The sequence below is a fragment of the Streptomyces sp. NPDC050211 genome, from assembly GCF_040656035.1.
Classification (GTDB): Bacteria; Actinomycetota; Actinomycetes; order Streptomycetales; family Streptomycetaceae; genus Streptomyces.
The window spans coordinates 279,552-305,784 of sequence record NZ_JBFALC010000004.1 but is presented as its reverse complement, the minus strand read 5'-3'; the positions used below and the strand labels follow the sequence as shown (position 1 = coordinate 305,784).

General features: G+C 69.7%; 20 protein-coding genes. 9 read left to right on the top strand and 11 right to left on the bottom strand.

The features are described 5' to 3' along the window. Positions 1 to 300: 300 nt before the first annotated feature. The gene (locus AB0I98_RS07030; RefSeq protein WP_362936370.1) at positions 301 to 1,344 is read right to left on the bottom strand and encodes a BMP family ABC transporter substrate-binding protein; all 1,044 of its coding nucleotides are present in this window, start codon (positions 1,342 to 1,344) and stop codon (positions 301 to 303) included. Between the two features lie 319 nt (positions 1,345 to 1,663). Then, positions 1,664 to 2,884 (bottom strand): M20 family metallopeptidase, encoded by a 1,221-nt coding sequence (locus AB0I98_RS07025; RefSeq protein WP_362936497.1) that lies wholly within the window; start codon positions 2,882 to 2,884, stop codon positions 1,664 to 1,666. 437 nt (positions 2,885 to 3,321) lie between these two features. Between AB0I98_RS07025 and AB0I98_RS07020 the strand changes: the two genes are divergently transcribed. Next, positions 3,322 to 3,981, top strand: a complete 660-nt coding sequence (locus AB0I98_RS07020; RefSeq protein WP_362936367.1) for a class I SAM-dependent methyltransferase — start codon at positions 3,322 to 3,324, stop codon at positions 3,979 to 3,981. Positions 3,982 to 3,993: 12 nt separating this feature from the next. Here the strand turns inward: AB0I98_RS07020 and AB0I98_RS07015 are convergent, their stop codons facing one another. The 4 genes from AB0I98_RS07015 to AB0I98_RS07000 form a co-directional block, all read right to left on the bottom strand. Next, entirely contained in the window at positions 3,994 to 5,076 is a 1,083-nt protein-coding gene (locus tag AB0I98_RS07015) for a hypothetical protein (RefSeq protein ID WP_362936364.1), read from the bottom strand. Between the two features lie 118 nt (positions 5,077 to 5,194). Further along, complete coding sequence (locus AB0I98_RS07010; RefSeq protein WP_362936361.1) at positions 5,195 to 6,133, bottom strand: N-acetylneuraminate synthase family protein; 939 nt, start codon at positions 6,131 to 6,133, stop codon at positions 5,195 to 5,197. Positions 6,134 to 6,141: 8 nt separating this feature from the next. Then, on the bottom strand, positions 6,142 to 7,374 hold the full coding sequence (locus AB0I98_RS07005) for an N-acylneuraminate cytidylyltransferase (protein ID WP_362936358.1): 1,233 nt from the start codon (positions 7,372 to 7,374) through the stop codon (positions 6,142 to 6,144). 107 nt (positions 7,375 to 7,481) lie between these two features. Then, entirely contained in the window at positions 7,482 to 8,843 is a 1,362-nt protein-coding gene (locus tag AB0I98_RS07000; RefSeq protein WP_362936355.1) for a DUF6716 putative glycosyltransferase, read from the bottom strand. Between the two features lie 198 nt (positions 8,844 to 9,041). Between AB0I98_RS07000 and AB0I98_RS06995 the strand changes: the two genes are divergently transcribed. The 4 genes from AB0I98_RS06995 to AB0I98_RS06980 all read left to right on the top strand — a co-directional run bounded on the left by AB0I98_RS06995 (position 9,042) and on the right by AB0I98_RS06980 (position 14,261). Next, positions 9,042 to 10,028 carry a glycosyltransferase family 2 protein gene (locus tag AB0I98_RS06995; RefSeq protein ID WP_362936352.1) on the top strand — a complete coding sequence of 329 codons (987 nt, stop codon included), beginning with the start codon at positions 9,042 to 9,044 and terminating at the stop codon, positions 10,026 to 10,028. Continuing rightward, complete coding sequence (locus AB0I98_RS06990; protein ID WP_362936349.1) at positions 10,028 to 11,368, top strand: alpha-2,8-polysialyltransferase family protein; 1,341 nt, start codon at positions 10,028 to 10,030, stop codon at positions 11,366 to 11,368. The genes AB0I98_RS06995 and AB0I98_RS06990 overlap by 1 nt, the downstream gene beginning before the upstream one ends. Before the next feature lie 140 nt (positions 11,369 to 11,508). After that, positions 11,509 to 12,483: a hypothetical protein gene (locus AB0I98_RS06985; RefSeq protein ID WP_362936346.1), complete on the top strand. Its 975-nt coding sequence runs from the start codon at positions 11,509 to 11,511 to the stop codon at positions 12,481 to 12,483. A gap of 209 nt (positions 12,484 to 12,692) precedes the next feature. Next, entirely contained in the window at positions 12,693 to 14,261 is a 1,569-nt protein-coding gene (locus AB0I98_RS06980) for a phospholipid carrier-dependent glycosyltransferase (RefSeq protein WP_362936494.1), read from the top strand. A 3-nt stretch (positions 14,262 to 14,264) separates the two neighbouring features. Here the strand turns inward: AB0I98_RS06980 and AB0I98_RS06975 are convergent, their stop codons facing one another. The 3 genes from AB0I98_RS06975 to AB0I98_RS06965 all read right to left on the bottom strand — a co-directional run bounded on the left by AB0I98_RS06975 (position 14,265) and on the right by AB0I98_RS06965 (position 18,787). Further along, entirely contained in the window at positions 14,265 to 14,966 is a 702-nt protein-coding gene (locus tag AB0I98_RS06975; RefSeq protein WP_362936344.1) for a class I SAM-dependent methyltransferase, read from the bottom strand. A 90-nt stretch (positions 14,967 to 15,056) separates the two neighbouring features. After that, the gene (locus AB0I98_RS06970) at positions 15,057 to 17,384 is read right to left on the bottom strand and encodes a glycosyltransferase (RefSeq protein ID WP_362936341.1); all 2,328 of its coding nucleotides are present in this window, start codon (positions 17,382 to 17,384) and stop codon (positions 15,057 to 15,059) included. Further along, positions 17,381 to 18,787: a glycosyltransferase family 29 protein gene (locus tag AB0I98_RS06965; protein WP_362936338.1), complete on the bottom strand. Its 1,407-nt coding sequence runs from the start codon at positions 18,785 to 18,787 to the stop codon at positions 17,381 to 17,383. Before AB0I98_RS06965 ends, AB0I98_RS06970 begins: the two co-directional genes overlap by 4 nt. Positions 18,788 to 19,098: 311 nt before the next feature. Here AB0I98_RS06965 and AB0I98_RS06960 point away from each other — a divergent pair, with 311 nt between their 5' ends. Continuing rightward, the gene (locus AB0I98_RS06960) at positions 19,099 to 20,220 is read left to right on the top strand and encodes an acyltransferase (protein ID WP_362936335.1); all 1,122 of its coding nucleotides are present in this window, start codon (positions 19,099 to 19,101) and stop codon (positions 20,218 to 20,220) included. A 114-nt stretch (positions 20,221 to 20,334) separates the two neighbouring features. Beyond that, positions 20,335 to 21,222: a class I SAM-dependent methyltransferase gene (locus tag AB0I98_RS06955; RefSeq protein ID WP_362936332.1), complete on the top strand. Its 888-nt coding sequence runs from the start codon at positions 20,335 to 20,337 to the stop codon at positions 21,220 to 21,222. Positions 21,223 to 21,309: 87 nt separating this feature from the next. Here the strand turns inward: AB0I98_RS06955 and AB0I98_RS06950 are convergent, their stop codons facing one another. Next, on the bottom strand, positions 21,310 to 21,960 hold the full coding sequence (locus tag AB0I98_RS06950; RefSeq protein ID WP_362936329.1) for a TetR/AcrR family transcriptional regulator: 651 nt from the start codon (positions 21,958 to 21,960) through the stop codon (positions 21,310 to 21,312). Positions 21,961 to 22,032: 72 nt separating this feature from the next. On the opposite strand from AB0I98_RS06950, the gene AB0I98_RS06945 reads away from it, so the two are divergent. Next, positions 22,033 to 23,610, top strand: a complete 1,578-nt coding sequence (locus AB0I98_RS06945) for an FAD-dependent oxidoreductase (protein ID WP_362936326.1) — start codon at positions 22,033 to 22,035, stop codon at positions 23,608 to 23,610. Here AB0I98_RS06945 and AB0I98_RS06940 read toward each other — a convergent pair. Next, a complete protein-coding gene (locus AB0I98_RS06940; RefSeq protein ID WP_362936323.1) occupies positions 23,586 to 25,166 on the bottom strand; it encodes a methylmalonyl-CoA mutase family protein in 1,581 nt (526 codons plus the stop codon). The two genes, AB0I98_RS06945 and AB0I98_RS06940, sit on opposite strands and share 25 nt — an antisense overlap. Positions 25,167 to 25,300: 134 nt before the next feature. On the opposite strand from AB0I98_RS06940, the gene AB0I98_RS06935 reads away from it, so the two are divergent. Then, entirely contained in the window at positions 25,301 to 26,119 is an 819-nt protein-coding gene (locus tag AB0I98_RS06935) for a L,D-transpeptidase family protein (RefSeq protein WP_362936320.1), read from the top strand. The last annotated feature ends 114 nt before the right edge of the window (positions 26,120 to 26,233 follow it).

The window sequence follows — 26,233 nt, the reverse complement described above, 5'->3', positions numbered from 1 at the left end:
CCCCCCCCCCCCCCCCCCCCCCCCCCCCCCGGGCCCCCCCCCCCCCCCCCCCCCCCCCCGGCGCCCCCCCGCCCGCCCCCCGTACTCGCCCCATGCCGCCGCCGCACCCCCCCCACCCCCGCGCCCGCCCCCGCCCCCCCCCCCCACCCCGGCCCCGACCCACGACCCGTCGGCAGGCGCTACGCGCACCCCCACCCAGCCGCGCCCCCCGCCGGGAGGCACTCCGCACCCCCACACAACGCGAAGCGGGCCGGCACCCTATCCGGATGCCAGCCCGCTCCATGTCACCCCGACCGCGAACTACTCGGTCTTGACCTTGATGGACCCGTCGATGATCCCGGCCTTCGCCTTGGCCACCGCATCCGACAGACCCGCGATCTTCGCGAACTCCGGGTTGCTCTCGGCAAGCCCGACGCCGTTCACCTTCAGGTCGAAGGTCTGGACACCCGACAGCGGCTTACCGTCCTCGACCGACTTCGAAAGCGCGTACACCGCACCGCCGACATCCTTCAGAGCCGACGTCAGGATGTAGTTCTTGTACTGCGCCAGCGCCGCCTGCTTGTACTGGTCGGAGTCGACCCCGATCGCCCACACCTTGGCCTTGGCCGCAGCCTCGATCACACCCTGCCCGGACAGCCCGGCAGCCTGGTAGACGACGTCCGCCTTCTTCTCGATCTGCCCCTCGGCCGCAGCCTTGCCCTTGTCGGGGCTGGAGAAGCCACCCTCCTCGGCCGTCTGCGTCAGATACTGCGAGACGACCTTGACCTTCGGGTTGGTCTCCGCGACGCCCTGCTTGTAGCCGGCCTCGAACTTGTGGATCAGCGGAATGTCGACACCGCCGACAAAGCCAACCGTGTTGGTCTTGGTCGCCTTCGCGGCGGCAACACCGGCGAGGTAGGAGGCCTGCTCCTCGGCGAAGACGAGAGACGCGACATTGTCGCCCTCGACGACCGAGTCCACGATGCCGAACGTGGTGTCCGGGTACTTCGAGGCCACGGCCTCCATCGCGGGACCGTAGGCGAACCCGATGCCGATCACGGGGTTGTAGCCCTGCTTGGCCAGCGAGGACAGCCGCTGCTCCTTGTCCGCGTCCGTCTCGCCCTCGGTCGGCTCGACGTCATCCGTCTTGTAGCCGAACTCCTTCTGAGCCTTCTGCAGGCCCGCGTACGCGGCGTCGTTGAAGGACTGGTCGCCCTTGCCGCCGATGTCGTACGCGATGGCGAGACCCAGATCCTCCTTGGCCTCGTCACCACTGTCACTGCTGGTGCCACCGCACGCGGTCGCGGCGAGTGCGAGCGACGCGACCCCCACCGCGACGCGAGTCAGTTTGGATATCCGACGCATCGTGAAGTTCCCCATTCTCCAAGCCCCGCAGTGGGTGCTGAGTTCGGCGCACAGTAACGCGCGTAGACACTCCTGGGAACGGGGTTTCGCGTGGCCGTTATCCATTCGTGCCGATGGCCGGTTACGTCCTTGTGAACCACCGGATCGAAAGGTGTTCTTGGGACACCGCACCCCATGGGTCCCGCACGCTCCGTGTACCGGGGGTGCCGTCAGCGTGATGACGCCGGGACATGAACGCCATGCGCTCAGGCTGCCCCCGCCCAGCCCCGGCCGCAACCGGAACAAAGCACCGGAAAGGCCCGCCCTACACAGGCCCGCCCTACACCCCGCCCTCAAGCAACGCGGCCGCGGTGAACAGCTCCACGCCCACCGTGATCGCCGACTCGTCGGCGTCGAAGTCCCCCTGATGCAGATCGCGCACGGTCCGCTCCCCCGGCGTCCGCACCCCGAGCCGGGCCATGGCCCCCGGCACATGCTCCAGGTACCAGGAGAAGTCCTCGCCGCCGAGACTCTGCTCGGTGTCCTCCACGGACTCGACACCGCGCCGCGCGACCATGGCGTCCCGCAGCAATTCGGTGACGCCGGCGTCGTTGACGACGGGCGGCACGCCCCGCACGTAGTTGATCTCGGACTTGGCCCGGTACAGGTTGGCGATCTCATCGATCGCCGCATGCACGATGTCCGGCGCCTGCCGCCACGCCTCGATGTCCAGGCACCGCACGGTCCCGGACAGTTCGGCGTGCTGCGGAATGACGTTCGGAGCGTGCCCGGACTCGACCCGTCCCCAGGTCACGGCGAGTCCACTACGCGAATCGACGCGCCGCGAAACAAGAGCGGGCACATCAGTGACGACCCGAGCCGCCGCAGTCACGAGATCAGTAGTCAGATGAGGCCGAGCGGTGTGCCCACCGGGCCCGTCCAGAGCGATCTCCAGCCGGTCGCACGCCGACGTGATGGCCCCGGCCCGCAGCCCGATCCTCCCGGCGTCCACGCGCGGATCGCAGTGCACGGCGATGATCTGCCCCACGCCGTCCAGCACGCCGCACTCGATGGCATCGGCGGCACCACCGGGCAGCACCTCCTCGGCGGGCTGGAAGAGCAGCCGCACGGGCCGCGGCAGCTTCCCCTGCCGGTGCAGCTCGGCCAGCACGAGCCCGGCGCCCAGCACCACGGTCGTATGCACATCGTGCCCGCACGCATGCGCCCGATCGGGCACGGTCGAGCGGTACGAGCACTCGCTCTTCGTGTCCGGAATGGGCAGCGCGTCGATGTCGGCGCGCAGCGCGAGCATGGGGCGTACGCCGTCCAGGTCACCGATGTCACAGACGAGCCCGGTCCCGATGGCCAGCACGCGCGGGGCGAGGCCGGCCTTCTCGAGCCGTGCCTTGATGGCCGCGGTGGTGCGGAACTCCTGGTTGCCCAGCTCCGGGTGCATGTGCAAGTCGCGCCGGAAGGCGACGAGTTCGGCACGCAGCGCCTCGGGCAGCGTGCCGGCGAGCACGGCTTCCCCGGGGAGATCGGCCTCGGACTCCAGTGACATCAGTTGGTTCACCCTCTGAAGGGTAGGACGCCCGGGTGGCCAACTGACCCACGATCAACAAAAGTTCAACCCGTTAGGGGAAGAAAATCTGGCCGCCAGACGCATGGCTTTCGACTGAGATGGGTAAACTCGCCCGACTTCCGGCCGAGTGGATCATGAGATCCCGGTTACCCACTCTCCACGGATACCACGCCCACCGCGCCCCCGGCGGTTCTGTTCACCTGTCGGAACGGCGACCCGAGCCCGGCACACCCCGCCCGACCAGGGCCCCGACCACGCCCCCACGGCCCCCCGACCGCGGCTCCACCCGGCGCACGACCGACACTCCACGCCGCCGCGACCGGCAAGCGGGCGCCCGGGAAACAGCCGGCACCGGACAAGCAGCGGTCAGCCAAACCGGCCCCCCGACCCCGCCCGCCCCCACTAGCGTGCGCCCCGTGAACCCCGAAACCCCCGCTTTCCTCCACGCGACCCGGACCTCGTACGACGCCATAGCGAGCCCGTACAGCGACCGTCACGCCGACCATCTGGCCGACCTGCCCCTGGACCGGGCCCTGCTCACCGGCTTCGCCGACCTGGTGAAGGGCGCCGCGCCGCATCCCGTGGCCGACATCGGCAGCGGCCCGGGTGCCGTGACCGCCCGCCTGAACGACCTCGGCCTGCCGGTGTTCGGCATCGACCTCTCGCCGCGCATGGTGTCGCTCGCCACCCGGACGTACCCCGAACTCCGTTTCCACGTGGGCTCGATGACGTCGCTGGACCTTCCGGACGAGACCCTGGGCGGCATCGTCGCGCTCTACTCGGTGATCCACGTCCCCGACGATCATCTGCCGACGACGTTCGCGGAGTTCCATCGCGTCCTGGTCCCCGGCGGCCATGTGCTGCTCGCCTTCCAGACCGGCGACCACGACGGCTCCGAGCACCTCACGGAACGCTTCGGGCAGGAGATCGCGCTCGACTGCTACTGGCGCACCCCGGAGACGGTGGCCGACCACCTGGCCAAGGCGGGCCTCGACGTCCGCGCGCGCGTCGTACGCGAACCGCACGAGGACGAGAGCCGTCCCCGTGCGTTCCTGCTGGCCCGCAAGCCGGCGTAGCCCGCGGTCGGCTCAGACGGCCGTGACCGCCGACAGCCGGTGCACGTCCCGTGCCGTGCCGGTGACCCCGGACAGGAAGCCCTGCGCGCGGGGCGAGGCACTCTCCGTCAGCCAGGCGGGGTCGATGTCGCACACGGCGACCCGGACCTCTGTGCCGGACAGGGCGAGCGGCAGGGTGTGCACGACGGTGGAGGGGAAGCTGAGAATCGTCCGGCCGATGGGCCCGCGCCGGGCGATCAGCTCCAGCGGAAGGTCCGGCCGTACGATCTCCAGTCCCGTCTCGACCGCCAGCCGGTGGAGCTTCTCCGTGCCCTCCCGGCGGTGGGCGAAGTAGCGGGTGGCGCCGTGGGCCTTGGCGAGGGAGCGGACGGCCTCCAGATAGCTGTCGCCGTCCACCACGCCGGTCTCCACCAGCGAGGTGCCGACCATGTCCGCGCCCTTGGTGATCCGGGGCGGGCCGAATCGGAAGCGGGTCCAGGCGAAGGTGTTCGCGGTGACCGTCACTCCGGCCGGGGTCTGTGCCATCGGCATGGACGAGAAGATCTCCACCCGGCGCTTCTCGCCGGGCGTGAGGCGGCGGCGGGCCGAGGACGACACCGGGGCGAAGATCAGGTCCCTGGGCCCGGGGCGGCCGCCCTTGCGATGCCAGCGCACCAGGCGCTCACCGCTGGCCAGCTGGGCGACGAACTCCATCGTCGCCGTGCCGTCGTCGACGACCACCAGGTCACGTGCCTTGGTGATGGTCAGCAGCAGCTGGACGTAACGGGAGAAGGGGTCGCCGAGGACGACCCGGTCGGCCCGGCGGAGCATGCCCGTCAGACCGCCGATGGTGTGGAACGGCGCCATGGCACCGCCCCGCGCCTCCTCCCAGCGGACCTCGTGGCCCTCCTGACGGGCCAGCTCGGACATGCGTCGCAGCTGGCCGCGGGTCATCGGGTCGATCGGGGACAGGACCACCAGGGTGAGCCCCGCGTCGGGGCCCTCCTGGGTGTGCGGGGCCTGGGCATGCGCCCACTCCAGCACGTTCAGGAGCTGTACCGGACTCTCCACGAAGGCGAGAGTCTTCAGGCCGGCTGACCCGGCACGGGGGCTCATCGGCGAACGACCGTCCCGTCGTAAGGCGCTGTCTGCGCGCTGCGAACTCTAAGCGTTCTGGGGGGCGTTCGGGGCGGACACCGGCCGGTGTCCGCCCCGAATCGCTGTCTGAGGGGGATCAGACCTGGACCGGCTCGCCCGCGGCGGCGGCGATCTCCGCCTCGGCGACGACGCCGTTGACGCGGCGCAGCTTCTTCATCGGGCCCAGCTCGGACTCGTAGACCTTCTTGACACCGTCACCGAGGGAGGCCTCGATGGTGCGGATGTCACGGACGAGGCGGGTGAGGCCCTGCGGCTCGACGGAGGCGGCCTGGTCGGAGCCCCACATCGCGCGGTCCAGGGTGATGTGGCGCTCGACGAACACCGCGCCAAGGGCGACCGCGGCCAGCGTGGTCTGCAGGCCGGTCTCGTGGCCGGAGTAGCCGATCGGGACGTTCGGGTACTCCTTCTCCAGCGTGTTGATCACGCGGAGGTTGAGCTCCTCGGCCTTCGCCGGGTACGTCGAGGTGGCGTGGCACATGACGATGTTGTCCGAGCCGAGGACCTCGACCGCGTGGCGGATCTGCTTCGGCGTCGACATGCCGGTGGAGAGGATCACCGCGCGGCCGGTGGCGCGCAGCGCCTTCAGCAGTTCGTCGTCGGTGAGGGACGCGGAGGCGACCTTGTGGGCGGGGACGTTGAACTTCTCGAGGAAGGCGACGGCCTCGGTGTCCCACGGGGAGGCGAACCAGGCGATGTTCTTGGACTTGCAGTACTCGTCGATCTGGCGGTACTCGTCCTCGCCGAACTCGACGCGGTGGCGGTAGTCGATGTACGTCATCCGGCCCCAGGGGGTGTCGCGCTCGATGTCCCACTGGTCGCGCGGGGTGCAGATCTCCGGGGTGCGCTTCTGGAACTTCACCGCGTCACAGCCGGCCTCGGCGGCCACGTCGATCAGCTTGAAGGCGTTCTCCAGCTCACCGTTGTGGTTGATGCCGATCTCGCCGCAGACGTAGACGGGCTTGCCGGGGCCGACCTCGCGCGAACCGAACGAACGGATGCGGGTGTTGGTGCTCATGGTTTTCCTTACTTGGTGAGGGAATCGAGAGAGGGGCCGAGGATCCAGCTGGCGATCTCTCGGATCGCGCCGTCGCCGCCGGGGATGGTGGTGACCGCGCGTGCGGCGCCGCGCACGACGTCGTGGGCGCTCGCGACCGCCACGGGCCAGCCCACGAGGGCGAAGCACGGGAGGTCGTTGACGTCGTTGCCGACGTAGAGCACGCGCTCAGGCGCGATGCCCTGCTCCTCGCACCACTGCTTCAGCGCGAGGTCTTTCCGGTCGATGCCGTGCAGGACCGGAATCTGCAGCTTCCGGGCCCGGGCGGCGACGACCGGGTTCTGCTCCGTGGACAGGATCAGCATCTTCAGGCCCGACTTGCGCAGGGCCGCGATGCCGAGGCCGTCTCCGCGGTGCACGGAGACGAACTCCTTTCCATCGGCGTCGATCAGCACCCGGTCATCGGTCTGGGTGCCGTCGAAGTCAAGGACGACCGCGTCGATGTCGGCGGCGGTCGGCAGCGCACCGGGGCGGTCCGCGTCGAAGAGGGGGGCGAGCGCCCGGGCCCGCGCCAGCTCGTGGTGGTCGTCGATCTCCAGCACGCGGGCGGGGTCCGTGCGGACCAGCTCGGTGCGGCCGAAGAAGCGGTGCTGGTGCTTGCGGAAGCCGGCCGCGTCCATCGCGTAGGCGGCGCCGGTCTCCAGGAAATCCTGCGGGCGGTCCTGGCGGCGCGGGCGGAAGGACTTGTCGTGGTTGACGCCGTGGCCGCCGTCCTCGGCGCCCTCGTCGCCGTCCCGCCAGATGAACCCGTGGAACGCGGCCACGGTCACCGCGGTGTCCGCGCCGTTGTCGACGATCGCCGCGGCGACGCCGTCCACGTCCTCCCGGGCGATGAACGGGCTGGTGCACTGCACCAGCATCACCACGTCCACCGCGGACCCGTGCAGCGCCTCGTGCGCGTCCATGGCGTGCAGCACGGCGGCCTCGGAGGTCGCCGTGTCGCCGGCGATGGCGGCCGGGCGGAGCACGACCTCGGCGCCCGCCTGGCGGGCCGCGGCCGCGATCGCCTGGTCGTCGGTGGAGACGACGACGTCGGTCACCAGTCGCGCGGCACGGCATTCGCGCACCGCGCGGGCCACCAGCGGCACGCCCCCGACCGGGGCGAGGTTCTTGGCGGGCACGCCCTTGGAGCCGCCACGCGCGGGGATCACCGCGAGCACTCTGCGCACCGAAGCGCCTCGGTCTGCTTTCGAGTTGGTCATGGACATAACTCCTTGGACTGCTTGCGAAGGGCCTTGGTTGTCCTGCGAAGGCCACGCGTTCGCTCGCGAGGTGTGCGGGACGCGTCCCGGCGCCCCGGTCGGGTCGCTCACAGCTCCCCCATGCGCCGGATCACGGGCGCGACCCGCTGGACGCCGTGCCGGTACGCGCCGCGCGCCGCCCGGCGCACGATCTGCCGGACCGGTCCGGGCTCCTTGTCGGCGGCGGGCGCACCGGGCAGCGGACTGCCGTCCGGGCCGAGGTGGTGGCGGGCGAGTATGCCGGGCAGATAGCCGGGCGCGGTAGCGGGTGTGTAGTACGGGGTGAGGGGCGGCAGTTCGGACGAGGCGAGCAGCTTGGAGATCCGCTCACGGGCCGGGATGAAAGCGGACTCGTACGAGCCTCCCCCAGAGGGGGTACCCCCAGCCGCGACGCCCTGCCGGGACACCCACTCCTCGTCCGGGGTGGGCCGGTGTCCCTCGTCGAGCTGGTCCCAGGAGGCGAGGCAGCCGGACCCCACGAAATGGTGATTGCCGAGCATCTCGCGTACACCCAGGTCGGTGAGGATGACCGTGGGAATACGTCGGTGCAGGGCTTCCAGCGCCGCCGTGGAACTGACGGTGACCATCAGGTCGGTGCGGTCGAGGACCTCGCCCATGTGCCCGTACACCAGGCGGAAGTTGGCGGGCAGATCGGTCTTCTGTGCCAGCTTCTGGTAGGGCAACTCCTCGATGTGCGTGGTGTGTTCGCCCGGCTTGGAGCGCAGCTTGAGCAGCACCTCGCGCTCGGGGTGCTTGCGGGCGTGCTGAATCAGCCGGTCCAGCAGGTACGTACGGTCCTTGCGGCTCTCCGGGACCGAGGGCTGCGCGGCGAACACCACGGTGTACGGCTCGTGTTCACCCGTGTAGGCCGCGCCGCCCAGGAACGGCAGGGCGACTTCGGTGACCGACGAGGAGTCGGCGCCCACACCGTCGTACACACCCCGGAAACGGTCCGCGTCCTGGCGGGAGTTGGCGAGGACGAGGTCCGCGCCGTGCCGCAGCAGCAGGCCGTCGGCGAGCTTCTCGTAGACGACGCCGACATAGCCGGTGACGACAACGGGACGTTTCGGGCGTCCCTCCCAGACCCGCCCCAGGCCGTGCAGCATCGCCTGGACACCGCCGCCGACGAGGGCGAGCACGACGATGTCGTACTCCTCCTGGTCCATGGCACGCAGGAACTCGACCGCTGTGACCTCCCGCAGGGAGTCGGCCTGGACGCCGACTTCCGCCAGCTGGCGGGCGGTTGGGGTGGCCCGGCCGCGTAGCAGAAATCCGCTCAGGGCAGGGGCAACTTGCGTGTCGCCTCGCGGTCCGGTTTCCATGGACGGGCCCGGAGCGATACGACCCGCGGTCAAAGCACCCCATTTCCAGCGGGTGTCTGAGTCCGCGAGCACGGCGATCCGCGGGGGCTTGCTGGTACTTGCTGGCACGTCGAAGACGCTAGGAAGCATTTCCTATGTATAGCCCAACCGCGACTCAACAAAAGGTTAACAACAGCACCACGACAACCGAACTGGCCCGTCAGACCTGCGGAAGTACTTGGTATGCACCGTTCCGACACACTGAGTTCACCTGTAGTACGATCACCAGAAAGTTCTGCCGCCGGTGAGCCCTCTAGGCTTTCGCAGGTGCCAAAGCTTTCCGTGATCGTGCCGTTCTACAACGTGCAGCAATACGCCCCCGACATGCTCAGAAGCCTGCGCGCGAACGCCAGGCGCGACTTCGAGTTCATCCTGGTAGACGACAAATCCAAGGACGAAACCCCCGCGATTCTCGAACGGGCCGCCGAGGAACTCTCGGACGTCGCCCAGGTGCGCTTCATCCGCCACGAGGAGAACGGAGGGCTGGCCACCGCACGCAACACGGGCCTCGACGCGGCGACCGGCGAATATCTGACCTTCCTCGACGGCGACGACTGGATCGCCCCCGGCTACCTCTCCGACCTGGTCTCGGCCATCGAGGAGCTGGGCTGCGACTTCATCCGGACGGACCACGTCCAGGCCACCGCCCGCGCCCGCTCCGTGCACAGACACCCGCACGGCCGCCGTAACGAGGTGCTCAACCCGCGCGAGGCGATCCTCCCCGTCGACCGCACGACCTCCGTGGACTACGCCTACGCCTGGGCCGGCGCCTACCACCGCCGTCTGCTGGACAAGGGAGTGCTGCACTTCACCCACGGGCTGCGCACCGCGGAGGACCGGCCGTGGATCTGGAAGCTGCACCGCGAGGCGGAGTCGTTCGCCGTCGTCGGTCTGCTGGGCGTCTTCTACCGGCGGGGGGTCGCTTCCTCTCTCACTCAGATCGGTGACGTCCGTCAACTCGACTTCATCCGTGCCTTCGACCAGGTGATTGAGGAGACGGCGGCCGACCAGGACGCCGAGCGGCTGCTGCCGAAGGCCGTGCGGACGTACTGCGCGATCATCGCTCACCACCTGTCCGAGATCGAGAAGTTCGAGCCGGAGGTGGCCAAGCAGCTGCGGGCGATGTCCGCCGCGGCGATCAAGCGCATGCCGCAGGACCAACTCGTCGATGTGCTCGACACGATGGACCTGCGCCGGGCCAGCAAGCTGCGGCGGCTGCGGCGCAGGGTCACCACTGCGAAGGCGGCCGCCTGATGTCCTCGTCCCCCCGTACGACCCAGATCTTCTGCGCCTCGACGCTGTACGGAGCGGCCACGCTGGCCGCCGCGATCGACTCGGACTGCTTCGCCGAGGCGGACCGTCGGCTGCTGCTGGTGTTCAACAACGCCGGGACGCCGGAGACCACGCCGGGCGTCGACGAGATGCCGGGCTTCGAGTCACTGCGCGACCACTTCGACGGCGTGCTGTCCTACAACGAGGCCATCAAGCCCTTCCACCCCGGTGCCTGGACGCCGCGCCCGGACGACATCCCGTTGTTCGAGCGGTATCTGCGGCTGCTGTGGGACCTGGGCGAGGACCGGGTGGAGCTGGTCCTGGAGTCCATCCAGGTCAGCCCGGCGCTCACCCTGGCCCAGCTGTTCACCGGCGCCCCGATCGACGTCTACGCCGACGGCCTGATGAGCTACGGCCCCACCCGCAACAAGCTGGACCCGCTGGTCGGCACCCGGGTGCGGCGCCTGCTGCACCTGGACCTGGTACCCGGTCTGACGCCGATGCTGCTGACCGAGTTCGACGTCCCGGCGCAGGTCGTACCGGCGCCCGCGTTCCTGAAGGTGCTCAGCGGACTCGGCGGCGTCGTACCGGAGCTGCCGGTCCTGCCGGACAACGCGGCGCTGCTGCTCGGCCAGTACCTGTCCGCGCTGAACATCCTCTCCCCCAAGGAGGAAGAGGAGCTGCACGTGCGGATGATGCGCGGGGCCGTGGCGCGCGGGCACCGCTCGATCGTCTTCAAGCCGCACCCCACCGCACCGGCCCGCTACAGCCGGATCCTGGAGACCGAGGCCGAGAAGCTCGGCGTCGACCTCACCGTCCTGGACACCCCGGTCCTCGCCGAGGTGCTGTTCGAGAAGTCCCGGCCCGGACTGGTCGTCGGCTGCTTCTCGACGGCGCTGTTCACCGCCTCCGCGTTCTACGACCTCCCGGTCGCCCGTATCGGCACCGAGCCGCTCCTGGAGCGGCTGACGCCGTACCAGAACAGCAACCGCGTTCCCGCGGTGCTGGCCGACGCGGTGCTGCCGGACCTGGAGAACCGCAAGGGCGAGGAGACCGTCCCCGCGGACACGCTGTGGGCCCTGGTCACCGCCATAGGGTTCACCATGCAGCCGCAGATCTACGCGAGCCTGCGCCCGGTCGCGGAGCGCTACCTCTCCGAGCACTTCGGCCCCCGCACCCAGCGCTACTTCAAGCGCAAGCGACTCACCTCCCTCGGCCTGCCCGGCGGCATCCCGGAGCGACTGTCCTTCCTGCCCCGCAACGCGACGGCACGCCGGGTGGTCCGCAAGGCCCGCGCTCTGAAGAAGGCTGTGAAGCGCTGAGCGAATCAGGAGTGAACGCGGAGCCGATGCCAGGCAAACGCCGATAGGCCACCCAGCTACTCCGCCGATTCCATGGTGAGGCGGTGCCCGTGAACTCTAGGATCACGGGCACCGCCTGATTCGAACACCGTGAGGCACTCATGACGACGCTCGGCCGGCTCTACTCCATGTTCGACAGCGTCAAGCTGCCGGACGACCTGCCCTACACCCAGTGCAGCCAGTGGGAGCTGCAGTTCCTCTACCTCGTGGGGCGGCATCACCTCACCGGCAAGGGCCGGATCATCGAACTGGGCTCCGGCGGCGGCGGATCGACGTACGCCCTTGCGATGGGCCTGCAGGAGAACCCGGCCTTCGACGAGAAGACGGGACGGCTGCACGCGTACGACTTCTTCCGGGTCGGCAAGGGCACGTACGCCACGGAGAAGTTCTTCGACTCCGGGCACAAGCCGGAGGACGACGACTCGTTCCTGGACGACTTCAGGCGCCGTCTGGACCCCTTCCTTCCCTTCCTGGAGATCCACGCCGGCGACCTGTGGCAGACCTCGGACCCGTCGGACACCACCCCGGTCGAGTTCCTGCACATCGACATAGCCAAGACGGCCAAGGTCTTCAAGTGCGTGTCGGAGCGGTTCCTGACCCGCATGCAGCCCGGCACGGTCGTCCTCCACCAGGACTTCGCGGGGCCGCGTCTGCCCTGGCTGCACCACAGCACGGGCGCCCTGCTGCCGTACATCGAGATCGCGGGCCCGCCGATCCGCTCCACGCTCGCCTTCGAGGTGACCAAGCCGATCCCCACGGACGTGATGCACCGGATCACCGAGGACGCCTACACGGTCGACGAGAAGCTGAAGCTGATCTCCGCCGTCCAGGAGCGCGTCGACCGCGACCACACCGGCGGCATCCCCTTCAAGTCCGTGCTGGAGTTCTCCAAGGCGTTCGTCTGCCACTACGACGGCCAGCACAAGAGGGCCTGGTCGATCGCCAGGCCGCTGCAGACCGACGAGTACCTCAGCCGCACCCGCGCCGACCACTTCGCGCAGCTGAAGAAGGCGTACGAGAGCGCGCCGAAGGTGTCGACGATGTCGAGACTGAAGAAGCTGGTCGGCAAGGGGTGAGAACCGCCCGGAGCGGTCCGAGACCGGTCCAGGGCCCGGCGGTGCGAACGCGCGCCGCCGGGCCGGGTTCTGGGGCCGTGCAGACGGAAACCGTCGACAGCGCCCGCGAGAGCGACGGGCGGCCCCGAAGACCCGCGGAGCGCTTCGCGGCGTTGCGCCGACACCGACAGCTGGTGTTCGTGCTCGCCGTCGTGGCGCTCCTCGCCCAGATGGCGGTGGCGATGGTCACCACGGCCAGGGAGCAGTCCCCGACCACCGACGAGCCGGTGTACGTCGGCACGGCCACGGTCTATCTCAAAGAGCACAGCCTGCGGTACAACCCGGAGCATCCGCCGCTGGGCAAGCTCATCATCGCGACCGGTGTGCTCGTCGCCGACCCGCATCTCAAGCAGGGCTTCCGCGGTGACCAGAGCAGGCTCGGACGCCATCTGCTGTTCGAGACCGGCAACGACGCGCAGCGGCTGATGCTGTGGGCCCGTACGCCGATGATCGTGCTGACGCTGCTGTTCGGGCTGGTCGTCTGCGCGTTCGCCCGCGACCTCACCGGCCGCGCGGGCGCCCTGGCGGCGCTCGCGTTGTACGCCTTCTCGCCCGACGTCATCGCCCACGGGTCACTGGCCACCCTCGACGTGCCCGCGGCGGGCTTCGTGCTGACGTCGGTCTGGCTCACCTGGCGGGCCCGCCGGCGACCGGGGGTGTACCTCCCGCTGGCGGGGGCCGCGCTCGGCGCGGCCCTGGCCACCAAGATGACCACGCTGCCGGCTGTTCCCGTGGTGCTCCTTCTCGCCGTGCTGTCCGTCCTCGCAGCCCGGCGCGCACCCCGGCACGCCCCGCGCCGCATGGCACGGCTGCTCGCACCAGGAGTCGCGTGGGCGGCCGGGACGGCGCTGATCGCGGTCGCCGTGGTGTGGGCCTCCTATCTCGTGGTCGATCCGCGGCTGCACTGGACCGCGCCCGCCGGTATGCCCAAGGTGCACGGGCTGCGTGCCCTCGCCGCCGACCTGCTGCCGTTCCCCCGCGAGTACCGGGACGGAATGCTGCTCCAGTTCGGCAAGGGGGAGACCGTGGTGCGGGAGGGCTTCCTCTACGGCCGGCCCTACAACGGCGCGCTCTGGTACTACCTGCCGGCCGCCCTGCTGGTGAAGACGCCACTCGGCATGCTCGCTCTGTGGGCGGCCGGTGCCGTGGCCCTTTGCGCGATCCGGCAACTGCGACCCGCGGTCCCGTACGTGCTGCTTCCCACGGCCGTTCTGCTCGCCTCGGCCATGACCGGCGACCGCGACCTCGGCGTCCGGTACGCGATCTTCATGCCGTTCTTCCTCGCCGTCGCGGCGGCGGCCGTGATCGCCGTCCGGCGGCGGTGGGCGTACGCCGTGACGGCGACGCTCGTCGCGTTCGTCGGCGTCAGCTCGCTCAGCACGTACCCGTATTACCTGCCGTATGCGAACGAGGCGTTCGGCGGGCCTGCGAAAACCCACCTGTGGCTGCACGACTCGAACGTCGACTGGGGCCAGGACCTCGCCCGGCTCGCCGACCGCCTGCGGCACCGCTACCCGCACGACACGGTCTGGCTGGTCTACAAGGGCAGCGGCGAGCCCTCCTACTACGGCATCCACGCCTCCGACCCCATGACCGTCCCCCCGGACGAGGTCCGCGGACTGCTTGTCGTGTCGGACACCGCGGCCGCCACGGCGGAGGCCCCGCTGGCCGCGCTGATCGACGGCAGCAGCGCGGTGGACGAGGTCGGGCACTCGATCAGGATCTATCGCCGGCCCTGATGCTCAGCAGTCGGGGCGGTAGTACGACGCGACGGCCGGCTGGCCCGTGTAGTTGGGGCCGGCCTGCGGGTCGGCGCCGAGGTAGGTGAAGGGCAGGGTGACGGGACGCCCGCCGCGCAGGCTGAGGCGGTGGTCGCGGGCCGAGTAGTGGAAGCCGGCGGCGCGCAATGCCCGCAGGACCGCCCGGGAGAGGTCGCTGCCGTCGGGGCACCGCAGCGTCGAGGGGTCGAGATGGGCGACCAGCAGGCCGGTCTCTGTAAGCCACGAGGCGGCCCGCTCCAGCAGGGAGAGCCGGTCACCGATGTAGTGCAGCCCGTGGACGCAGGTGATCAAGTCATAGCGGCGCTCTGGGGACCAACGGCCGAGGTCAGCGGTGATGAGTTCGAGACCGTCGGGCAGCGCGGGCGGCATCAACGGGCCGACCAGGTCCACGCCGGTGATGGCGGCCTGCGGGAGCCGCCGCGCTGCCGCGTGGAGGGCAAGCCCTTCTCCGCTGCACATGTCCAGCCAGGCCGGGGCGGGGCCGTGGCTGTTCAGGAACTCGGCGGGGTCGAAGCCGAGTTCGCGACTGTAGCTGTTGACGCCCGCCAGGACCCGCTCGCGGTTCATGACGTTGTTGGCCACCACGGAATGGCCGGTCAACTCGTCGTCCTGGACCAACTGGGGCGGCAGTTGGGCCGCTGTCGGCGAAGCATCGTCGATCACCGCACCATTGTGCGACACGCGACGACGCTCCCGCGGCGCAGTTGCCGCGGGAGCGTCGTCGACATCCTCCGCGAGGACGTCGGGCATGGATCAGCCGCCGAGGATCGCGCGCAGATCCGCCGCGTTCGCCTCGGTCACCTTCCACAGTTCCTGCTGCCGGCCGTGCACGTCGGCGACGGTGGCCGCGTGGTCCTTGAGCAGGTCCTTGGAGCGCTCAACCAGCACCGCGGCGAGGTTGCGGTCGTGGACGGAGACGCCCCACTCGGGCCGTTCGATGTCGCGCAGGAAGTACGCCATCTTCGGGTGCGAGATCAGGCTGATGATGGGCGTGCCGCAGCCGAACGGGATCATTCCCGCGTGGCCGCGCATGCCGATCACCAGCTTGGTGCGGGCGTACAGGTCCCGGATGCCGTCGTTGTCGAAGTCGTACATCGGGATGACGGGCATCGAGATGCCGTGCTCGCGGCGCAGGTCGAAGACGATCTTCTCGTCGTCGAGCGAGTGGGCCACGCACTGGACTTCGGCCAGCTCGCCCAAGTCCCGTACCGCCTGCGCCATTTGGGCCAGGAAGTAGGCGTAGTCATGGCCGAAGCGCAGGCCCGCGCGGTCGTAGGCGGCGTTGATCAGGATGGTGTCGTCGCGGGTCGCCGGGTCCTGCCAGCCGGGCACGAGCTGGCGCGTCACCGTGGTCGGGCACGGCTGGAAGCGCACCTTGTCGTGCAGGTGGGCCGGGAGCATGGACCGCACCTTCTCGATCGAGCCGTGGTTGCGCAGCCCGAAGAAGGAGGACTTCTCGACCAGCAGGCGGAGCGAGTCGCGGAAGCGGTTGGCCCGGTAGGACTGTCCGTCGAAGGCGTTGAAGCCGACGGCGTACACCGCGATCGGGACGTCGATGCGGCGCATCAGGTCGTCCGGGACGTTCCACTGCCAGGCGCTGTTGCCGTTCGGCATGGTGTCCGGGATGAACAGGCCGCCACCGCCGATGACCAGTCCGCGGCGGGCGTTGACACGCTCCAGCGCGGCCTCGTCGAACAGCCGGTGGGCGTGCACGGAGTGCCAGCGGCGGGAGGTGGTGTCCGGCCCGAAGGCGCTGCGGACGCTCTCCGGGAGCAGCTTGTCGCCCGCGTTGCCCTGCCTGTCCATGTAGAAGGCGACGTGCGCGAGCTGGTCCTCGGCGGAGCCCTGCTCCTGCGAGGGAACGGCGGACGCGCGCTGCGCCCACAGGCGGCTGGAGCGGTGGGTGATGTCGACGGACAGGCCGCTCGTCGCGTACTTCAGCGCCGAGGCGTTGTCGCCGTGCACCCAGGCCATCTGGGCGAGCCGGGCGTAGGCGGTGGCGGCCCGGTTGGGGGCGGCCGTCGCCATCAGCAGCTGCGCCTTGGCCTCGTCGTAGCGGGAGACGCTCATCAGGGCGTGGCCGAGCACCTCGTGCGGCCAGGCCTCGTCGAGGTGGATACGGACGCTCTCCAGGATGTCCACGGCGTCCTGGTAGTTGCCGGTCGCGATGTGCGCGGCGGCCACCTTGCGGGCGGTCTCGACGTCACCGGTGCGGGCGACGTGCGGGGTGCCGTAGTGCACGACCAGGTCGTGGTGGAGGCCGCCGGAGGAGGAGAGGTAGGCGGCGTGGAAGTCGGCGTCGGCCAGCTCGAACTCGCGCCACTTCTCCTCGGCCAGGCTGTACCCGGCCTCGCCGCCCTGCCACGGCTTGTGACGGCCCGTGAAGTGCAGGATCGCGGTGTCCTCGGGGACGGGCAGGTCGCCGGAGAGCCGCCGCTTGACGAAGTTGTAGCGCGCGTCCAGGCGGATGAAGTCGCCGTCGAGGACGGCGTTCAGGATGCCCTGGTCGTGCTTGTCCAGCTCGTAGTCGCCGCTGCGTCCGGTCGCGTCGATCTTGGCGCAGAACTCGTCGCTCAGGTACTCGCGCTGGATGACCAGCAGACCCGAGTTGAGCTTGTGCTGCCCGTAGAAGAACTGCGACACGGCCGCCAGGCCATGGCGGAGCTTGAGGAGTTCACCGAGGTCGCCGAGGACGACCATGTCGGTGTCGAGCGTGATGACGGTGTCGTACTCACGCATCCGGAACACGTCGAGGATGAAGTACGCCTTGCGGACCAGGTAGTTGTCCTGGTCGCCCTTCTTGTACGAGTCGTAGTGCGCGTCGTTGACGCGGCGCAGCACGATGCGCGGGTGCAGGGCGCGGATCTTGGCGATCGAGCCGGGGCGCAGATCGTCGTAGAGGACGACGAAGTCCTCGCACACGCTCGGGTTGGACAGCGCGAGGCTGCGCAGCAGGACGAGGAAGCCGGGCAGGTAGTTCTCGTCGACGTAGGACGCGAAGGCGATCCGCCGCTTGCCGGTGAGGTCGGCCGCGGAGTGCGTGGCCTCGGTGGGGGCCCCGGTCAGGGAAGTGGTCGTCATCGCAGGGATATCCTCATGTCGGTCACGCTCTGGGCCCGCTCCATGACCCATGCCTTCTCGCTGGTGTACTCGTGGACGGACGTGATGGCGAGCTTCATCGCTTCCTGGACGCGGTAGGCGCCGCTCTCGTAGAAGTCGAAGCCGATCAGGTCCAGGGTGGGGCTGACGTCCAGGAAGTCCAGCAGGAACAGCATGTTGAAGCCGGTGGTCGGGATGCCGGACCACTGGTCGCTGGAGAGCCGGCCGATGTTGCGCACGGGCCAGCGCAGCGACTCGTCGCCGAGGTGGGTCTGCGCGCCGGGCACCAGCCGGTTGCGCAGCGACCACTTCCAGTCGCCGGAGATGCCGCCGAAGACGAGCCGGGTGTCGACCGGCTTCTCCCAGTTGAAGCCGTGCTTGTGGATCGTGGCGTGGATGTCGGTGCGGCTGCCGGTGTGCTTCGGGTCGATCTTGTACGAGTTGAAGCGCACCACGAGGTCGTACGCGTCGATCTCGGCGCCCATCGAACTGGCGCCGACCCGGCCGGAGTTGGCGATCAGGCAGACGGACTTGCCGGCGATCCGGTTGCGGAACTCGCCGAGGCTGATCCACTTCACCCCGCCGATCGACGGGTCGGCGACCGGGCCGCGCATCCGGCCGCGGCGCTGCTCGGCGTAGAGCTCGAGAACCTCGGTGAGCGCGGTGACATCGCTGTCGACGGCGATACGCAGGTCCAGGTACTGGCTGAGCAGGTCCTGGCGGTCGGCGACGGGGGCGCCGTCGTCCGCCAGCGCGAGCAGCGCGCCGACCATGCGGGGCTCGGCCGCGGCCCAGTCACCGAGGGCGTGGGCGGTGAGGCCCTCGGCCCAGATCTCGGTGGGGTTGCCGCGGGCGAACGCCTCGGCGCCCGGGACCTGACGCTTCAGCAACTGGAGCAGTTGCCGCTCACGGTCGGCGGCGACCTTCAGGCCGGCGATCTTCGCGGTGACGCCGAAGCCGTCCTCGTCGGTGAGGCCGAGGTAGCGCTCGTACGCCTCCTGCGCCTCGGTCTCCTCGCCGAGGGCCTCCAGCAGGCGGGCACGCAGCCGCCAGCCGGCGCGGGAGTTCTTGCGGTGGGCCAGCACGGTGTCGCTGATCACCAGGGCGAGGTTGAGCTCGTCGTCGTAGCCGCACTTGAGCGCCTGGTTGGCGACGGCGAGCAGGGCGTCGAGCAGTTCAGGGGCGATTCCGCCGCTGGGGACCGCCGCCGAGCCCTTGACCGCGCGCTTGAGCAGCGCTGTGGCACCGGACGCCGCGGCGGGCGCCGCCGTGGCGGGTGTTGTTCCCCACACCACCAGCAGCTTCCGCAACTGCTCGGAGAGTTCGATGCGGCGGCGGTCGATGCTTCCGACGAGTTTGCCGCTGTGTACAGCGCACGCGCGCAAGCAGTCGTCCAGCTCCCCCCCACGCGCACGTGCCCGTCTGTTCTGGACCCTCGTCATGGCGCTCCTGTTTTTTTGCCAAGCCAATGCTTCATGTTTGCTGCCGTGTACAGGCAAGTGGGGGGATCTTGAAACTGTTTACGCATCCGTGGGGGGATGGAGGAAAAAATTAGGAAGTCAAAACGACCTGAAGGTGAACTCCCTGCAACTAGACGGATAATCGTAGCCGCGTCAACCAAGCCGAGTCTGTGATTCGGACTAATGTGCTGGGGCCACCCACAGGAGAACCCGTCGAGGGGATTTTCGTGACCAGCATGACCGTCCGACCCGCGTCCGAGACGGCCCCAGTCCCGGACCGGAAGCCAGAACGGACGAAACGCCGCGAAACCCGACTGCGCGCCCTCGACGGCCTGCGGCTGGTCGCCGCCCTGATGGTGGCCGCCTACCACTACGGCGGCCGGGGCGGAGAGGTCACCACCGCCTGGGGCGGCTCGGCCAAGCACCAGTTCCCCACCCTCCACACCTGGTTCTCCTACGGCTGTCTCGGCGTCCAGATCTTCTTCGTCATCAGCGGCTTCGTGATCTGCATGAGCGGCTGGGGCCGGCCCCTGAAGTCGTTCTTCGCCTCCCGCGCCTCCCGGCTGCTGCCCGCGTACTGGGCCGCGATCCTGATCGTGACGGCCGTGTTCGCCCTGCCGATGGTCACCTACAAGGCACTGTCGCCGAGCGAGACCCTCGTCAACATGACGATGCTTCAGTATCCACTGGGCGTGGACCGGGTGCTCGGCGTCTGCTGGACCCTGTGGGCCGAGGTCCGCTTCTACGCGCTGTTCGCGCTGTGCGTCGTACTGCCGGGGGCGACCCGGCAGCGGGTGATCATGTTCTGCGCGGGCTGGACGTTGCTGGCGGCGATCGCGAAGGGCGCGAAGGAACCATTCCTCGACATCGTACTGATGCCCGAGTACGCGCCGTTCTTCATCGGCGGCGTCGGCCTCTACCTCATCCACCGCGACCGCAAGGACGTCTACGGCTGGGGCATCGTGGCGGTGAGCTGGCTGATCGGGCAGCACACCGTGGTGGAGAGCCTGTGGCGCGCACCCAGCCCGGACGCCTTCGCCAACCGCTCCCAGCTGGTGATCGTGGCCATCGTGACGTTCGGCTTCGTGGCCGTCGCCGCGATCGCGCTGGGCTGGCTGAACTGGGCGAACTGGCACTGGCTGACCGTGGCCGGAGCCCTGACGTACCCCTTCTACCTGGTCCACGAGCACCTCGGCTGGGTGGTGATACACGCGCTCCACAAGGAGATGTACGTATCGTCGGGGCTGACGTTCATCCTGACGATCGCTTCGATGCTGCTGCTGGCCTGGCTGCTGCACCGCTTCGTCGAAAAGCCACTCACACCGCGACTGCGAACCGCGCTCGCCAAGACGCGCTGACGGGGTTCGTCCCCCTAGGCTGGTGGCCGCAAGGCTGTCCGTTTGGAGGACTTTGTTCACCTGACGTTCAGTCGGCGGATAGATTGCCCGGCACTGATTGAGCAGGCTCGCTTCATGGCAAACCCACAGCAGATCTCCGCGGATCCCGGAGAACTCAAGGACGTCCCTGGCTGGTTCCCCCCACTGGACCAAGTGCTCTTCACCTGGTTCCTGGACCGGCAGGAAAGACTGGGGCAGCCCGGAGACCTGGTGGAACTAGGCGTCTTCATGGGCAAGAGCGCGATCCTGCTGGGTGAGCACCTGCGGGACGGCGAGAGGTTCACGGTGTGCGACCTGTTCGAGAGCGACGCTCCCGACGGGGCGAACCGGGCCGAGCACAACAAGTCGTACGGGTCCCTCACCCGGCAGGCCTTCGAGCGGAACTACCTCGCCTTCCACGACAGCCTCCCGAAGGTGATCCAGGGCCCCAGCTCCCTGATCTCGCAGGAGGTCGACCCCGGCAGCTGCCGCTTCCTCCATATCGACGCCTCGCACCTGTACGAGCACGTCCGCGACGACATCGGCGCCGCGCACGATCTGCTGCTGCCCGACGGCATCGTCGTCCTCGACGACTTCCGCTCCGAGCACACCCCGGGCGTCTCGGTCGCCACGTGGGAGGCCGTCCTCAACCGCGGGCTGCGCCCGATCTGCCTCAGCACGCAGAAGCTGTACGGCACGTGGGGCGACCCCGAGGCCGTCCAGGAGGAGCTGCTCACCATGATCCGGGAGCGTACGGATGTCGGGCTGAGCATTCAGGAGGCCGCGGGGCACCGGCTGGTGCGGACCCGTGCGAAGAAGGGGATGCAGTCGCCGGACTTCCCGCGCTCCCGCTACTACAAGGAGCCCGAGCCGGAACCGGTGGTTGCCCCCGCGCCGAAGCGCCGGCCCTCGCTTGCCCGGCGCATCGGGCGGGATCTGCTGCCGCCGATCGTTACGCGGGCGGCGCGGGCGCTCCGCGGGTAGTGCCGCGCTGTGTCGTCTTTCGGCTGCGGCGCCGTCGTGGCTGGTCGCGCAGTTCCCCGCGCCCCTTTGGGGCGCGGCTGCTGACCGTCAGCCGATGCCGTAGCGTGCCTCGATCCCGGCAATGATCAGGGCCAGCCCCTCCTCTAAGTGCTGGTCGAAATCCTGGAAAAGTTCCGCGCCCGCCTTGGCCGACAGAGGGTAGTCGGCCATCAGGCGGGCGCGTTCTGTTACGTCGAAGCCCTCGCGGCGCTCGCCCGGCAGCGGCTCGACGCCCTGTTCCTCGGTGACGAAGCCGAGGGTGTAGAGGTACGTCGTCTGGGTCGCGCGGACCGCCTGGGCGAGGGTGAACCCGGCGGCCGTGAACAGGCGCAGGTTCTCCTCCATCTGCCCGGCGTGCTCCAAGGCGGTGAAGCGTGAGCCGCTGAACACCTTGGCGCCGTCGCGGTAGCCGAGCAGTTCCGTGCGCAGCCCACGGTTGGACTTGAGCAGCCGCTCCTGCCAGGTGTCCCCGGGATCGAGTGACGTCCCGGCGGTCATCCGGCGGTACATCTCCGTCGCCATTTCGTCGAGCAGTGCCTGCTTGTCCTTGAAGTGCCAGTACAGGGCGGGCGCCTTGACGTCCAGCTCCCCGGCGATGGCGCGCAGGGTCAGGCCGTCCAGACCGACCTCGTTCAGAAGCTTCAGGGCGGTGTCCGCGACCCGCTTGCGGTCGAGGGGCGCTCGGCGTTCCGTGCTCACGCTTGACAGCTTAACAGCGTTAAGGGCACTCTCGTCGGCAATGGCACTTAACAGCGTTAAGGAGAGTGGATCATGACTGTTTCCACAGACGTGCTGATCGTCGGCGCGGGCCCCACCGGACTGGCCCTCGGCGTGGACCTGGCCCGGCGTGGCGTGGACGCCCTGGTGGTGGAGCGGGCGGACCGGCTGTTCCCGGGCTCACGCGGCAAGGGCATCCAGCCGCGCACGATGGAGGTCTTCGACGACCTGGGCGTGCTGGACGCGATCCGCGCGGCCAGCGGCGGCTACCCGGTCGGGATGATCTGGCAGGACGGCCGACGGGCGGGCGAGCACCACATGTTCGACCCGATCGAGGCGACGGAGGACGCGCCGTACAACAGGCCGTGGATGGTGCCGCAGTGGCGCACCCAGGAGATCCTGTTCGCCCGGCTGGCGGAACTGAGCGCTCCGCTGGATGCGCCACGATCGGCCGTCGATCATCTGCAGGCCGGTGGGGGCTGGTCGCGCCCGCGCGGCGGAGCCGCATATCGATACGGCCCCGCGCCCTTCAGGGCGCGGCCGAAGCGCAGCCGACTCGGCCAAGGCCGCTCGGGCGGACCGGTCGAGTTCGGCCGTGAGGTCGTGTCGGTCGAGCAGGATGCGGCGGGCGTGACCGCGCACTTCGCCTCGGGGGAGCAGATCCGCGCCCGTTACCTCGTCGCCGCCGACGGGGGCCGCTCGGCCGTGCGCCGGGCGCTGGGCATCGGGATGACCGGGGAGACGGTGGACCCGAGCCCGATGCTCGTGGCCGACGTACGGATCACCGGCCTCGACCGCGACAACTGGCACATCTTCCCGCCGCGCGAGGGCGAGGACTACCTCTCGATCTGCCCGCTCGCCGGCACCGAGGACTTCCAGCTGACCGCCCGCTTCCCCGAGGGCACCGCTCCCGACCTGTCCCTCGACGGCATCCGCAAACTCGTCGCCGACCGCTCGCACCTCGCCCCCGACGACGTGACCGAAGTGCGCTGGGCCTCGGACTTCCGCCCGCGAGCGGCCCTCGCGGACCGATTCCGCGACGGCCGCGTCTTCCTCGCGGGAGACGCGGCGCACGTGCACTCGCCGGCCGGCGGGCAGGGGCTCAACACCAGCGTGCAGGACGCGTACAACCTGGGCTGGAAGCTGGGTGCGGTGCTGCGGGACGGGGCGGCCGAGACGCTGCTCGACACCTACGAGGAGGAGCGGCGGGCCGTCGCGGCGGACATGCTGGGGCTGTCGACCAGCGTGCACCGCGGGGAGGTACGGCGAGGCGCGGCAACCCAGCAACTGGGTCTCGGCTACCGGGACTCGACGCTGACGCGGGAGACCCGTGACGCCCCGGGCCCGGTGCGGGCGGGCGACCGCGCACCCGACGGCACGCTGGACGGCGTACGGCTGTTTGACGCGTTCCGAGGGCCGCACTGGACGCTGCTGGCCATCGGCGCCCCGGCCCCTCGGGTTCCGGAGTCGGTGCGGGTTGTCGGCGGGGCGGGGCTGGGGACGTACGGGAGCGGGCTGTTTCTTGTACGGCCGGACGGTTATGTGGGGTGGGCCGGTGACCGGGCTGCCGGGCTCACGGACTTCCTGGCCCGCGTCGGCCAGGTCGCTCAGAACGCGTCGCTGGGCACATAAGCGCCCCAGACCTCCCGCAGCGCGTTGCACACCTCCCCCACCGTCGCCCGGGCCCGCAGCGCCTCCTTCATCGGACACAGCACGTTGTCCTGGCCCTCGGCGGCCTTCTTCAGGGCCGCGAGGGCCGAGTCCACCGCCCGCTGGTCCCGCTCCGCCCGCAGCTTGGCGAGGCGTTCCACCTGCTGGCGCTCGATGGCCGGGTCGACGCGGAGGGGCTCGTACGGCTCTTCCTCGTCGAGGCGGAAGCGGTTGACGCCTACGACGACCCGCTCGCCGGAGTCCGTCTCCTGGGCGATCCGATACGCGTTGCGCTCGATCTCGCCCTTCTGGAAGCCCCGCTCGATCGCCGCGACCGCGCCGCCGAGGTCCTCGACCTTCGTCATCAGCTCGACCGCCGCCGCCTCCACGTCGTCGGTCATCGACTCGATGACGTAGGAGCCGGCGAAGGGGTCCACGGTCGCCGTCACGTCCGTCTCGTAGGCCAGCACCTGCTGGGTCCGCAGGGCCAGGCGCGCGCTCTTGTCCGTGGGCAGCGCGATCGCCTCGTCGAAGGAGTTGGTGTGCAGGGACTGGGTGCCGCCGAGCACCGCGGACAGGGCCTGTACGGCGACGCGGACCAGGTTCACCTCGGGCTGCTGGGCCGTGAGCTGCACGCCCGCCGTCTGCGTGTGGAAGCGCAGCATCAGCGACTTGGGGTTCTTCGCACCGAACTCGTCCCGCATCACCCGGGCCCAGATCCTGCGCGCCGCGCGGAACTTGGCGACCTCCTCCAGGAGCGTCGTACGCGCCACGAAGAAGAAGGACAGACGGGGCGCGAAGTCGTCGACGTCCATGCCGGCCGCCACCGCCGTACGGACGTACTCGATACCGTCCGCCAGGGTGAAAGCGATCTCCTGCACGGGCGAGGCGCCCGCCTCGGCCATGTGGTAGCCGGAGATCGAGATGGTGTTCCACTTGGGGATCTCGGCGCGGCAGTACTGGAAGATATCCGCGGTCAGCCGCAGGGAGGGCTTCGGCGGGAAGATGTACGTCCCGCGCGCGATGTACTCCTTCAGTACGTCGTTCTGGATCGTGCCGGTGAGCCGGTCGGCGCTCACCCCCTGCTCTTCCGCCACCAGCTGGTACAGGAGCAGCAGCAGTGCCGCGGGCGCGTTGATCGTCATGGACGTGGAGACCTGGTCCAGCGGGATTCCGCCGAACAGCACCCGCATGTCGTCGACCGAGTCGATCGCCACGCCCACCTTGCCGACCTCGCCGTGCGCGATCGGAGCATCGGAGTCGTGGCCCATCTGGGTGGGCAGGTCGAAGGCGACCGAGAGGCCGGTCGTGCCGTGCGCGATCAGGTCCCGGTAGCGGGCGTTGGATTCCGTCGCCGTGCCGAAACCGGCGTACTGGCGCATCGTCCACGGGCGGCCCGTGTACATGGACGGGTACACGCCCCGGGTGAAGGGGTACGACCCCGGCTCGCCCAGCTGCCGCGCCGGGTCCCAGCCGTCGAGCGCCGACGGCCCGTACACCGGCTCGATGGGCAGTCCGGACTCCGACTCGCGCGTCATGCGTATGCCTCCCGCGTTGCTCGGCCCCGGTCACCACCATGCCGCCAAGTTCGCAACCCGTCACCCGCGGGGAACATCTCAGGTGACATACAGCTCGGCAGTGAGACGACGGGGACTGGATGCGTAACAGGAGCATGGAGAGATCGTGGGCAGGCGCGCTCGCCGGAGTGTGCGTGCTGACCGGGTGCACGGTGCAGGCCGCGGGCTCGGAGGGCGGACAGCCGCCGCCCGTGCGCATAGAGCTCTCCCGTACGCCGACGGCCGACGACAAACCCGGCTCCACCCCCAGCACCAAGCCGTCCACGCCGACCCCCGCCCCTCCCAAGGTCCTGTGGAAGCCCGGCGACACCGGGCGGGACGTGCGTGAGCTGCAGGCCCGGCTGCGGCAGGTCGCCTGGCTCTTCGACGGGCCGACGGGGACGTACGACGACCTGACCGAGCAGGCGGTCAAGGGGTTCCAGGGCAAGCGCGGGCTGCCGAAGACCGGGCAGACCGACGCCGTCACCTGGCAGCGGCTGCTGGACATGACGCGGGAGCCGGGCCACTGGGACCTGTATCTGATGGGCGGCCAGCCGGCCGACGCGCCCGACGCGCGCTGCATGACCGGCCGGGTGCTGTGCATCAGCAAGACGAGCCGGACGCTGCGCTGGATGATCGACGGGCGGACCGTCCTGACGGTGCCGGTGCGGTTCGGCTCGCAGTACACACCCACCCGGGAAGGTGTGTTCAGCGTCTACTGGAAGTCGCGGCATCACGTGTCGACGCTCTATGACTCGCCGATGCCGTACGCGATGTTCTTCAGCGGCGGCCAGGCGGTGCACTACTCGTCGGACTTCGCGGCCACCGGGTACGCCGGTGCCTCGCACGGCTGCGTCAACGTACGGGACGAGGCGGCGATCGCGCAGCTGTTCGCGCAGGTGAGGAACGGCGACAAGGTCGTCGTCCACTGGTGAGAAGCGGTGTGGGGCGCGGGCGGGACCGGGGGAACGAAGTCCGCCCCCCCCCGTCTGCACAGCCGTAGAGAGGGGGGGGCACCCCGGCTCTGGGAGAGCCGCATTCCCCACTGC